Raw genomic sequence first — 12,639 nt, 5'->3', positions numbered from 1 at the left:
GCTACTAACTACGTTCCGATATATCCGGAAGATGTAGTAATCCTGCGGAGTAGACAACAAACCTATTTTCGAGCGGTGGAGCGCTCCATTCTGCAGGAAACGAAAGGAACATTTATTGTAGTACGTCAATTTTTGAACTCTGGGGCAGAATACCATGGCAACATCTATCATTTGGATGGTACTTGGAGTGCTGGCGCTGTTCAGCGTCGGCTACCTCGGGTACTCGCGGTATCTGGCACGGTTCGTCGAACTGGACGACAGTCGGGACACACCGGCCCACAAGTACGAAGACGGGCAGGAGTACGTTCCCGCCAAGAAGACGGTCCTGTTGGGGCATCACTACTCGAGCATCGCGGGCGGCGCACCCATCGTCGGCCCGATTACGGCGGGTGCGGCGTTCGGCTGGCTGCCAGCCGTTCTCTGGATCGCCATCGGCAACCCGATTCTGGGGGCGGTCCACGACTTCATGTCGCTGTCCGGCAGTCTGCGCCACGAGGGCAAGTCCATCGGCTACATCATGGGCGAGTACGTCGGCGAGCGCGGCAAGAACATGTTGCTGTGGTTCGCGTTCCTGACGATCATCCTCGTCATCGCCGTGTTCGCGCTCGTCGTGGCCGTCGTCTTCGACGCGTTCCCGAGTGCGGCCACGGCGAGCATGCTGTACATCATGCTCGCGCTGGTGTTCGGCGTCTGGCTCTACCAGCTAGACCTGCCGTTCCTCGTCGGGACCGCCATCTTCGTCTCCGGCGTGTTCGCCAGCGTCTGGGTCGGCATCCAGTACCCGGTCGCGCTGTTCAGCCACCCGGAACTGGCCTCCGACGTCATCGTCCTGTTCGGCGACGGCGGGTCGTGGCTCCCGCTGGCGAGCGCCCAGAACGTCAACGTCGCCGCGTGGGTCCCCATCGTCGTCGTCTACGCGTTCGTCGCTAGCGTCCTCCCCGTGTGGACGCTGCTGCAACCGCGCGACTACCTGTCGTCGTTCCTGCTGTACGCCGGCGTCGGGGGGATGGTCGTGGGCATCATCCTCGGCTCGCTGGGCACGTTCGACCCGGTGACGGTCGACGGAACTACCTACTCGGCGCTCGAAACGCAACTACCGGCGTTCACGGGCTTCGTCAGCGATTCGCTCGGACCCATCTTCCCGTTCCTGTTCGTCACCATCGCCTGCGGGACCATCAGCGGGTTCCACTCGCTGGTGTCCTCGGGGACGACCGCGAAGCAACTCAACACCGAGAGCGACGCTCGCGTCATCGGGTACGGCGGGATGCTGGGCGAGGGGCTGCTGGCAACCACCGCGGTCGCCGCGCTGGCCATCGTCGCCACGACGGAGTTCTCCAGCGGACTCGCGGGTGCGCTGGCGAACTTCCCGACCGGCGGCGGGGTCATGCTCACGAGCCTGGGCGTCCCCGCGACGTACGGCATCCCGTTCATCGGCCTCGTCTTCGTCAGCTTCCTGCTGACCAGCACCGACACCGCGGTCCGACTGGGCCGCTACATGTTCGAAGAGATCATCGGTACGCCCGAGACGAGCGCCCAGAAGACGGCGACGAACCGCTACGTCAACGCCGGCGTCCAGTGCGCCCTGGCGTACGTCCTGGTCGCCAGCGGGACCTGGGGCAGCCTCTGGCCGCTGTTCGGCAGCGCGAACCAGTTGCTCGCCGCGCTGGCACTGCTGACCGCGACCATCTGGCTCGTCAACTGGGACGACGACAAGCAGTTGCTGAGCACCGGCGGTCCGCTCGTGCTGATGTTCGCGGTGACCATCGTCGCGCTGCTGTGGATCGGCCTGCTGCGCGCGCCGGCGGGTGCACTGGACGCCAGCACGACGGCGGAAGCCATCTCGCTGGCCGTCCAGTCGATCCTTTCGCTGGTGCTTGCCGGCCTCGCACTGGCGCTTGCCAGAATCGGCTACCGAAACATCTCGTCCGCGCGTAGCGAGCAGACCGGCAGACCCGTCGCCGACGGCGGAGAAGCCGACGACGCGGACGACTGAACAACTTCGTTTTCTCCGGAGCCGTCGGGTCCCGAAGCGGCGTCCGGTTTCGAGTCACGTTCTCCACCCGAAACGGTGCCCTCCTCGCGTACGACCACCGTCGTCACGCCGACGTCAGCGAGGACGAGAACGTGGACGGCAGCGGCGAGTACACTTCCCGCGAGCGTGCGAGCAAGCAAGCCGAGCGTTCCGTTGCACGGGTTTCGGCTCCCTGACGATAAACGTGGTCGAGGAGGAGTTCTAGGGGGTCGTTTCAACTGGAAGTCAGTCGCGAGTCGCTTCACCTCGTGCGTCGAAGTCGTCGTCCTGTACCGGGACGAACGCTTTTCCCCGTTCCCGCCGTACGACGTGGAAATGAGTCGGGAGAACGATTACCGCGTCGCGGTCGCGGTCGCTCACCCTGAACGAGCCGCCCAGTTGACGCGGACCGCGGTCGACGTCGCGCGCGACGCCGGCGGCGAGGTGCTCGTGTTGAGCGTCGTCGTCACCCAGCGCCAGTCGCCGTTCGCGCTGTTCGAGGACGAAGTCATCAAACGGCAGTTCGGCGGCGAGCGCAGGGAGATTCTCGACAACGCCGTCGAGACCGCCGGGGGAGCAGTGCCGGTCCGGGGACAGCTACTCGTCGCCTACGACGTGTCCCGGGCGCTCGTCCACGCCGTCGTCGAGTTCGACTGCGACGCGCTGGTCGTCGGCTGGCACGAGCGCCAGCGCACCAGCGAGGTCGTTCTCGGGTCGAACGTCGACCGTCTCGTCCGGAGCGCGCCCTGTGACGTGCTGGTCGAGAAACTGGGAGCCGAAGCCGACGGCGTCGAGTCGGTGCTCGTCCCAGTCGCGGAGGGGCCGCACGCCACACTGGCGACCGAGGTGGCCCGCGCCATCGCGGTCGCCAACGACGCCCGCGTCGAACTGCTCCGAGTCGTCGGCCACGGTGACGACCGGGCGACCGCCGAGCAACTGCTCACCGAGATGGCCGCGATAGCCCGACCGGCGACCGTCGAGACGCGCGTCGAGCGCGGCGACGTCGCGGACGCCGTGGTCGAGGCCGCCGACGACCACGACGTGACGGTCATGGGGACGACCCGCCACAGCATTATCCGGCGGCGACTCGTCGGTACGGTCTCGCAGTCGGTCGGTCGACGCTCGGACAGCACCGTCATCCTGGCGCGGCGACCGACCGGCGTCCGGCCGCGCGTCACGAAACGCATCCACGAGGTCCTGTAGATGGGGGTCGGCACGCTGGCGGTCGTCTTCGTCGCAGTACTGGCCAGCTTCTTCATGGCGTGGGCGCTCGGCGCGTCGAGCAACTCACCGCCGTTCGCGCCCGCCGTCGGCGCGAACGCCATCCCGACGATGCGCGCCGCGTTCCTCATCGGCGTGTTCGCCGCGGCCGGTGCCGTCACGCAAGGCGGCAGCATCTCCGAGACGGTCGGCACTGGCCTCATCGACGGCGTCAGTTTCACGCCGCTGGCGGCCACCGCCGGCCTCTTCACGTCCGCGCTCTTCATCGCTCTCGGCGTCCGGACGGGCTACCCCATCCCGGCCGCGTTCGCCGTCACGGGCGCGATGGTCGGCGCCGGCCTCGCGCTCGGGGGCGACCCCGCCGTCGACACCTACCGGCGCATCGTCACCTTCTGGCTGTCCGTGCCGTTCGTCTCGGGAAGCGTCGCCTACGCCACCGCGTGGTTACTACGCCACGACGACGTGCCGGAGACGATGTCGATACCGCTGCTGGGCGGCTTCGTCGGGTACGTACTGGCGAACGTCGACCTCACCATCATTCCCGGACCGACGCCGACCGTGGCGGGCTTCGTCTCTCATCGCGTCGGAGCGACGCCGACGCTGGTCGGCTCCTACGACGTCGCGACGGTGGTGACGAGTCTCCTCGCGGGGGTGGCGGTCTTTCTGATCCTCCGCCGCACGATGGTCCAGTCGGTCGACGCCGGCGTCAGACAGTTCCTCGTCGGTCTCGGTGCGGTCGTGGCGTTCTCCAGCGGCGGCAGCCAGGTCGGGCTGGCGACCGGCCCGCTGGAACCCCTCCTCGCCGACTTCGCCGTTGGCGGCGTCGCCTTGCTCGTCCTCGGCGGCGTCGGCATCCTGCTCGGGGCGTGGATGGGGTCGCCCCGTCTCCTGCAGGCGGTGTCGCGGGAGTACTCCCAGCTCGGCGTCCGGCGCTCCATCGCCGCGCTCGTCCCCGGATTCCTCGTCGCGCAGGCGGCCATCGCGCTCGGCATCCCCATCTCATTCAACAACATCATCATCTCCAGCGTCGTCGGGAGCGGCCTCGTCGTCGGCTCTGGCGGGGTCTCTCGCCGGAAGATAGCGTTCACGCTCGGGGCGTGGGTCACCTCGCTGGTCAGCGCCATCCTGATGGGCTACGGGATGTACACCCTACTGACGACCGTGACGGGCATCGAATAACGAGTCGAGACGGGGCTCAGATGACGAACCCGAGCAGTCCCAGCAGACCGGAGAGCAGGTCGCCGAAGGTGAACGCCACGACCAGACCGGCGAACATCGGGACGATGAACGGGATACCGGGCGACACCCACACCGTCTCCTCGGTGACGAGGACGTCCAGACCCTGCCGGAGCTGGGCCGGCGTCGTGCCGTACGCGCCGTGGTCGATGTCGTCGAGAAACGCCGCCGCACCCCAGGGGTCCTCGTAGCCCGAGTCAGGGGAGGGAGGGCGCTTCTGGATGGCACTGCCACCGTCGGTCGCGGGGTCCTCCGAGATTCCGTCGCTACGGACTGCGCCGTCCGTCGGCGGGTTCGGCTCGTCGGGGAGCGTGGCGGGGTCCCGGAGGTCGCTCGCCCGATCGCGCAACTCCGCGAGCGTGACTCCGCGCCAGCGGAGGTACATCCGGATGGCGTCTAGGTCCGCGCCGTTACGCGAGACTCCCTCCGGAGTTTCGAGCAGTCGCCCGTGCGCCGTCGGAATCTCGTCCCACGGCGTCGTCCGACCGACGAACATCACCGAAGAGATACGGCCGGCCAGCAGGTTCCGGACCGCGAGCGTCGCCGGATACAGCGCACCGAGCAGGACGGTGTTCGTCAGTATCGTGAGCGAGAACACGCCGAGGACCGTCCCCTGAACGGGGAGCGTCCAGCCCGCGACGTGGTAGAGCGGATACGTCGGGAACAGCGCTGCGACGACGAGAAACGCTTTCGCGTCCGCGCCGCCGAAGGCCCGGAACCACCAGAACACGAGCACGAGCGGTGCGACGAACCCGAGGCTCACGACGACGCGAACGAGGAACCACCGCCGTTCGAGCGGCGTCGCCTGCAACGCAAGCCACCCCTCCCAGCAGAGGAGGAGAACGGCGAGCGCGGCGAGGGGGTACCACGTTCGGTTCGGAACGCGGCGCGTCTTCACGTCGCGCCACGCGGCCCATCCGAAGACCGGGAGGGCGAACAACCGCAGCAGGTCGGGCAGCGTCGCGTACACCAGACGGTAGCGCTCGGAGCATCGTGTTATGTGTTGCGGTTGCGACCTGAGCGACGGCGTAGGTGTTCCGCGACGGGAGGAGTTCGTGAAAGCAATCCGACTGTGACCGTTCCCGGAGACGAACCGGACGGGCATCGTCGGCCCTGCGGCGGTTTCGAACCCCCTCGTTTCGTGTCGAGGAGGGTGGGACTACCGCATCAGTTGTCGAAGCGGGCCTGCTGCATGGACGGTTGAACGTCGTCGATGTCGCCCAGCCGGGAGTCCGAGAGGAGGACGGCCTCGGTCTCCTCGATGGGAACCGAGAGGCTGATCTCTTTCGTCCGGCCGTACCGACCCTTCGAGACGACGACGGCGTTGACGATGCCGAGCATGTCGAGTTCGCTGATGAGGTCGGTGACGCGACGCTGGGTGAGGATGTCGGCGTCGATCTCCTCGCAGAGGCGCTTGTAGACGTTGTACACCTCGCCTGTGTTGATGTTGTGGACGCCGTTCTTCTCGAGGGAGATGGTCGAGAACAGGACGAGTTTCGACTGCGTCGGAAGCGTGCGAACCACCTCGACCACGCGGTCGAGTTCGATCTTGTCCTGGGCCTTGCGGACGTGGTCCTCCTCGATGAGCTCGGCCTGGTCGCGCTCCGCGAGTTCGCCCGCGGTCCGGAGGAGGTCGAGCGCGCGCCGGGCGTCACCGTGCTCCTGGGCGGCGAACGCGGCGCAGAGCGGGATGACGTCCTCCGAGAGGGCGTCCGGCTTGAACGCCACGTCGGAGCGGTGCTGGAGGATGTCACGCAACTGGTTGGCGTCGTACGGGGGGAAGACGATCTCCTCCTCGCCGAGACTCGACTTGACACGGGGGTCCAGGAAGTCGGTGAACTTCAGGTCGTTGCTGATGCCCATGATCGACACCCGGGAGTTCTCGAGTTCGGAGTTCATCCGTGAGAGGTTGTAGAGGGTGTCGTCGCCGCTCTTCTCGACCAGTTTGTCGATTTCGTCGAGCATGATAACGACCACGCGCTCCTCGTAGTCGACGGCCTGGAAGAACGTGCTGTACACCCGGTCGGTCGGCCACCCCGTCATCGGGACGGTCTCCATCTCGTCGGCGTCGTCTTCCAGTTCCGCGATGCGGTCGTCTATCTCGTCGACGGAGTCGAACTCGGTGTCGGCCATCGACGCCGGGTCGGACGTCGCGTCCGGGGCGGCGTCGTCCCGGAGTCGTTCGAGGTCGTCGATGCGTTCCTCAATGCGGTCGAGGTTGTTCTCGATGAACTTGTTCGCCAGTTGCGCGAGCACGCGATACTGGGTGTCGGTCACCTCGCAGTTGATGTACTCGACCTCGCAGGGTACCTCGTACTTCTGGGATGTGCTCTCGAGTTCCTGGCTGACGAACTTCGCGCTCGCCGTCTTCCCGGTCCCCGTCTTGCCGTAGATGAGGATGTTCGACGGCGTCTCACCGCGCAACGCCGCGACGAGAATCGTCGCCATCTTGTTTATCTGTTCTTTCCGGTGTGGCAGTTCGTGTGGCGTGTACGACGGACGAAGCACCTCCTTGTTCTCGAAGATGGGTTCGCCGGACAGCAGGTCGTCGAATAGACCCTGGTTGCCCTCCTCGTCCGCGTCGTCCAGCACCACGTCGTCGAGGTCGACCCCCTCGAAACTCCTGTCGGCGTCCCCCTGAGACGTGCCGTCGTTCGGTTGTGTCGGGTTCTCGTCTGACATGGATGGATAGCAACCCCTTCATTTCGTTTGGAACGCGCGCGCCGGAACGGCGAGAGAGAGCGAAGCCGGGGGATATTGTCCGGTTTCGCAGTAGCGAAAACCTACCAACGCGTCCAGTTGATGCAGATGAACTAAAGGTGTACCAGAGTATTAAAATCTTTCTTATCTGGCCACACCACCATGAAACCGCCGTAGAGACGTACATACAGCGGATCTCCCCTGTCACTGTCGACTCTGCGGCGGCGTTCTCGCCGGGAGCAACGTCCGGTCGTCGCGAGACCGACGCCGAACCGGCATCGACGCGCTCGCACGAACCGAACGTCGTAACGTCGGTGGGTGTCCCTCCTATCGGGACTCGTCGGCCGACTTCGAATCGAGTTTCGTTCGGGGAGCCGGTCGAGTCCCATTCTGGGAGCCGGTCGAATCTCGTCCAGGGGTTGGTGTCGGCCGGGAACGCCACGGGGACGGCCGGGAATACGACGGCGGCGACTGGGGTTCGATTGTGTCGGCTATGGCTCGATAGTGTCGGCCGGGAGTTCGATGGCCGTCGCCGGGAAACACCAGTCGAATCTCGGCCGTCGAGAAGAGAGAGCGGTCGGACGGCGGACCCTCGCGAGTTCGGACCTCGCCGGCAGGAGCGTCGCTCCGGTGCCACCGACCGTCGACGGCGAGAGTCACGGCGGCTCGGCGAGTCCAGTCCGGTCGTGGACGGGTCGACCGCGAACCCCGGTCGGACGGTCGATTCGGCGAGAGCGGAGCCCCCCGTTTCCGGTGGAGTGGGTCGGTTGACCACCCCACATTCTGGCTTCGACACCTTCTGGGCGGAGCCTCTCGCTCGGTGCGTCCCGTCGCCAAACTTTCGGACATCCATCACATATACATATCTACCATTTCCTCGGGACCGTTCGCGAAACTCGATTTCGGGGGACACTCCCCCACCCCTTCGTTTCGGGTGGAACGGGGAGAGGGTGGGGGAGGGGAGGGGGTTTCTAGAAAGGGAACGCTTATGTAATACGCGTTGAAACAATAACCGCAAACTAGAGCATCCTGTTTTCTAGAAGACGGTGGCTGTTGGAAGTATGTACGCTACACCGCCGACCGACCCCCCGACCCCATCCGCTTCCGACGTTCCACCTGAAACGAGGGGGTCGGTGTGTGTAGTATGCCGTCGGATACAGGTCGGGATTTCTATACCCGTCCGAACGACCGGACGACCCAACGACCGACCATCCTTCGTGGACCCCGCCTTTCTCGACTAATCGTCTCTCGGGAAAAGTATCTCTCGCAAACGATCTTCGCCGACGTGATTGCTGTCCTCCGTGTACGACGCACACGGACGTAACGGAGAAGCGTCGGGGGACGGCTGTAGTTCCAGATACCGAATCGCCGAGGGGGCGAAGTGGATGATTGCGGAAGACCGCTGAGAGCCACGGACCGTCGACGCCGTGAATCGTGGTTCCAGTAGAAACGGTGCCCTCTTCGCTACCAGTGCCGTTTACACGGACATTCCTGTTTCTCGGCCCGACCCCTCCGTTTCAGGTGGAAACCGCAGAAGGGCGTCGACCAACTTCCGCCGACGGCGACCCTTCGGGTCAGGAACGCCGGTCGGTTCCCTCTACCTCTGCCATCCACCGCCACCGTTCATCTTGTGGTTCGATAATCGTCGTTCGGTTCGGTCATCGTCATCGGCATTCGTTCGGAGACCGATCGTCGAGTTCGCTTCGGTCGTCCATCGTCGCTACGTCGTATCGAGCGACCGACCGTCTATTCGACCGAACAGTCGCCGGTCCGAGAGACGACCCGGCAGTTCGATCGTCCGAGGTCCGATGGTACCTCTCGTTCGTCGACCGAACAGTGCGGTGAGAGGACGCCGGGCGGGTTCTGTTCGGTGGATCGACGCTCTTCTTGCGTTTTGTGCCTCATCGTTGTGTCAACCGTTGTCTGACGTAGGTTTAAGTGAATGGCGTGAAGTTCTACGCGCACACAGCCCCGCACGTCGGCGTAATCCTCCGACAGCAAGGGTCTGGGAGGAAAAAGGATGGGATTGTTCACAGGTCTCAGGAAAAGTATTGCAAGCGTGACGGACAAGCTCTTCTCCGCCGAGGAGCCGAAACGAATCGGCATCTACGGACCACCCAACGCGGGGAAGACGACACTCGCCAATCGTATCGCCCGTGACTGGACCGGTGACGCCGTCGGTCCGGAGAGTCACATTCCACACGAAACGCGGCGCGCCCGCCGTAAGGAAGACGTCGAGATAGAACGCAACGGCAAGACGGTCAGCATCGACATCGTCGACACGCCCGGCGTCACGACGAAGGTCGACTACGAGGAGTTCCTCGACCACGACATGGAGAAAGAGGACGCCGTGCGTCGCTCGCGCGAGGCGACGGAAGGCGTCGCCGAGGCGATGCACTGGCTTCGCGAAGACGTGGACGGCGTCATCTACGTGCTCGACAGCACGAACGACCCGTTCACGCAGGTGAACACGATGCTCATCGGCATCATCGAGAGCCAGGACCTGCCGGTGCTCATCCTGGCGAACAAGACCGACCTCGAGGATTCCAGCGTTCAGCGAATCCGCAACGCCTACCCGCAGCACGAGACGATTCCGCTATCGGCGCTGGAGGGCGACAACATGGACGAGGTGTACGAGAAAATCGCGGAGTACTTCGGGTGATACCAATGGCAGAAGTGAAAAACGGGGACGACGGCGTTCAGGTCGACCTCATAGGCGGCGAACGGATGTCCGGCAAGACGAGCATGGAGAAGATCCGGATGATCCTCGACGGGGTCCGGGACGGCAACATCGTCATCCTCGAGGAGGGGCTCTCGCCCGACGAGGAGAGCAAACTCATCGAGGTGACGATGACCGAAATCAGTCCGGACGAGTTCAACGGCATCGAGATAGAGACGTACCCGCGCTCGGAGACCTCCGACGGTGGGTTCCTCGGTCGGCTGATGGGTCGCGAGTCGACCTCGACGCTCACGGTCATCGGTCCGGCGAACCAAATCGAGACGCTCCACAAGGACGAGAACCTCATCAGCGCGCTCATCTCACGCAAATAATGCCGCACGAGTGTACGAACTGCGGCCGGGCGTTCGCCGACGGGTCGAAGGAGATGCTCTCCGGCTGTCCAAACTGCGGCGGGAACAAGTTCCAGTTTCGCCCCGCCGGCGTCGACGCCGGAAACGATTTGGGAACCGACGCCGGGGCCGAGAGGGACGCGACTCCAGGTGAAACGACGCCCACCGCATCGCGGGGGGCGCCCGACGCGTCGGACGCGGACCCCGACGCCAGCGCGGTCGGACGTGCGGCCTCCACCGTCAAGGAGTGGGTGGGAACCCGCGATACGACCGGACCGGGAGACGAGACGGCTTCGGAACCGGAACGGCGCGTCTCCGACCCCGAGGGGAGCGCCGGTGCGAGCGAGTCCACCGGAAGCGGTCCGGAGGCGGGACCGGACGTCGAAGCGGACGACCTGCCGGCCGACGAGGACAGCGCGCAGGCGAGCGCGCGAACCGACGTTGTGGCCGACGACGAACTGCCGGAACGGTCGTCCGCAGAGGGGGCTGGAACCGTCGTGGACGCGCCCGACGACGAGCAGCCGAGCCTCGAAGAGCTTCGCGAGGAGCTCAACAGCCAGTTCGAGAGCATCAAGGTGGTGAATCCGGGCCAGTACGAACTCAACCTGATGGAACTGTACGAGCGCCAGGAGTACATCATCGCCCTCCAGGAGAACGGTCGGTACGTCATCCAGGTGCCGGACTCCTGGTCCGACGTGGCCGACACCTAGGTTCTTCTCGTTCGCGGGTCACGACTTCGCCCGGGGAGCCGACGCTGTGTCCCGAACACGCTCCACGCAGGAGACACCCGTATACGCGCGTTCGGCACCGGACGCGTCGAGGGTCTCTACCCGAAACGAAGGGCCTACTTCCGGCAACGTCCGGCGTCATTGCGAAGAACCTTTGCTTTCGCTCACAAACCCCGAACAGATGTTACGCGGTGTCAGGAACCGAATCCAGCGGGTGCTCTTTCTCTTCCCGGCCGCCCTCGCTCGCCTCGGACTGCTCGACCGCGAGAAGGGCGAGGAGGCGTTCGACCTCGCCATCCCGGTGATGGTCACGGGCGGGATGCGGACGCTCCTGCGCGTCGCGGACTTCTTCATGGTGAGCGTGGCGCTCGGTCCCACCGCCGTCGCGGGTCTGGAGTTCGGGTTCCAGTACTTCTTCGTCCCGTTCGGACTCGCGTTGGCGCTGACGAGCGGGACCATCAGCGTCGTCTCGCGCTTCAAGGGAGCCGACCAGCACGCGAGGGCCGACTTCGCGATCAAGCAGTCGCTGTGGCTCGCCCTGCTCCTCGCCGTCCCCATCACTGTGGCGACGTGGGTGTACGCCGAACCGATGATACACGTCCTGACGAGCGAACCGGCGGTCGTCGAGAAGGGCGCGACCTACCTCAAGATAATCATGCTCTCCGTCTCGTTCCGCTTCTGGAGCATGATTGCCGCGCGGGCGCTCGCGGGCAGCGGTGACACCCGGACGCCGATGTACGTCCGTCTGCTCACCCTCCCCACGAACATCGCGCTGAACGCCGTGCTCATCTTCGGCGTCGGCCCCATCGAGTCGATGGGCGTCGCCGGTGCCGCGTGGGGGACCGCGGTGGCGAACACGCTCGCGGCGGCCATCTTCATGGCCGCGCTGCTGTCGGGTCGCTTCTCGGTGCAGTTGCGTCTCGGCGGCAAGCAGTGGGACACCGCCATCGCCCGCGAAATCGTCCGCGTCGGCCTGCCGCTGGCCGGGACGCGTCTCTCGCGGACGTTCGGCCGGTTCCCGTTCCTGTTCGTCCTGGGTTCGCTCGGGACGGGCGTCGTCGCGGCGTACGCCATCGGCCGCCGGGTGATGCTGCTCGCGATGATGCCGGCGTGGGGGTACTCGACTGCCTCCAGCACGCTGGTCGGCCAGAGCATCGGCGCGGGCGATGAGGAGGAGGCCGACGCCTACGGCTGGCAGACGCTACGCATCGCGCTGGCCACGCAACTGCTGCTCGCGGTCGTTCTCATCGTCGCCGCCCGGCCCATCGCCGAGGGATTCGGCACCAGCGCCGAGGTGCTGGACCTGACCGTCGAGTTCGTCAGGGTGTTCGGACTCGGCGTCGGCGCGTTCAGCGTCTCGCGGACGATGCGGGGCGGCCTGCGCGGCGCGGGCGATACGAAGTGGCCGCTGTACGGCACGTTCACCGGGTCCTATCTCTACAAGCTACCCGTCGCCTTCCTCGCGCTCCCGGCCGGGGTCGCGGTCTTCTCGCTCGGCAACTGGTCGTTCGCGCCCGGGATGGGACTCGGCCTCGTTGCCGTCTACGCCGCCATCCTCGGCGACATGTACATCCGTGCGGGCGTCAACACCTTCCGGTTCTGGACCGGCGAGTGGAAGCGGATCGCCCGCGAGTCGGACGTGGGCTCTCGCACCGGCGCGGACTGACCGCGGAG

9 protein-coding genes are annotated in these 12,639 nt (G+C 65.5%); 7 read left to right on the top strand and 2 right to left on the bottom strand.

Annotated elements, in window-relative coordinates:
* Positions 1-154: 154 nt before the first annotated feature.
* The 3 genes from ACRYA2_RS13510 to ACRYA2_RS13500 all read left to right on the top strand — a co-directional run bounded on the left by ACRYA2_RS13510 (position 155) and on the right by ACRYA2_RS13500 (position 4,411).
* Positions 155-1,993, top strand: coding sequence for a carbon starvation CstA family protein (locus tag ACRYA2_RS13510; RefSeq protein ID WP_433628940.1), 1,839 nt, complete (start codon positions 155-157; stop codon positions 1,991-1,993).
* 354 nt (positions 1,994-2,347) lie between these two features.
* Positions 2,348-3,214 carry a universal stress protein gene (locus tag ACRYA2_RS13505; protein WP_433628937.1) on the top strand — a complete coding sequence of 289 codons (867 nt, stop codon included), beginning with the start codon at positions 2,348-2,350 and terminating at the stop codon, positions 3,212-3,214.
* A complete protein-coding gene (locus tag ACRYA2_RS13500; RefSeq protein ID WP_433628935.1) occupies positions 3,215-4,411 on the top strand; it encodes an inorganic phosphate transporter in 1,197 nt (398 codons plus the stop codon). It abuts the gene before it with no gap.
* 16 nt (positions 4,412-4,427) lie between these two features.
* On the opposite strand, the gene ACRYA2_RS13495 is transcribed toward ACRYA2_RS13500, so the two are convergent.
* Together ACRYA2_RS13495 and ACRYA2_RS13490 are read right to left on the bottom strand one after the other, a co-directional pair.
* Positions 4,428-5,438 carry an A24 family peptidase gene (locus tag ACRYA2_RS13495; protein WP_433628932.1) on the bottom strand — a complete coding sequence of 337 codons (1,011 nt, stop codon included), beginning with the start codon at positions 5,436-5,438 and terminating at the stop codon, positions 4,428-4,430.
* 197 nt (positions 5,439-5,635) lie between these two features.
* On the bottom strand, positions 5,636-7,150 hold the full coding sequence (locus ACRYA2_RS13490; protein WP_433628929.1) for a Cdc6/Cdc18 family protein: 1,515 nt from the start codon (positions 7,148-7,150) through the stop codon (positions 5,636-5,638).
* Positions 7,151-9,188: 2,038 nt separating this feature from the next.
* On the opposite strand from ACRYA2_RS13490, the gene ACRYA2_RS13485 reads away from it, so the two are divergent.
* From ACRYA2_RS13485 to ACRYA2_RS13470, 4 genes are all read left to right on the top strand, one after another.
* On the top strand, positions 9,189-9,830 hold the full coding sequence (locus ACRYA2_RS13485) for an Era-like GTP-binding protein (protein WP_113274569.1): 642 nt from the start codon (positions 9,189-9,191) through the stop codon (positions 9,828-9,830).
* 5 nt (positions 9,831-9,835) lie between these two features.
* On the top strand, positions 9,836-10,219 hold the full coding sequence (locus tag ACRYA2_RS13480) for a DUF2073 domain-containing protein (RefSeq protein WP_113274568.1): 384 nt from the start codon (positions 9,836-9,838) through the stop codon (positions 10,217-10,219).
* The gene (locus ACRYA2_RS13475; protein WP_433628924.1) at positions 10,219-10,947 is read left to right on the top strand and encodes an OapC/ArvC family zinc-ribbon domain-containing protein; all 729 of its coding nucleotides are present in this window, start codon (positions 10,219-10,221) and stop codon (positions 10,945-10,947) included. Before ACRYA2_RS13480 ends, ACRYA2_RS13475 begins: the two co-directional genes overlap by 1 nt.
* A 199-nt stretch (positions 10,948-11,146) precedes the next feature.
* Entirely contained in the window at positions 11,147-12,631 is a 1,485-nt protein-coding gene (locus ACRYA2_RS13470) for an MATE family efflux transporter (protein WP_433628920.1), read from the top strand.
* The last annotated feature ends 8 nt before the right edge of the window (positions 12,632-12,639 follow it).

This window comes from Halomicrococcus pelagicus (assembly GCF_050954125.1).
This window is presented reverse-complemented; position numbering and strand designations above follow the sequence as displayed.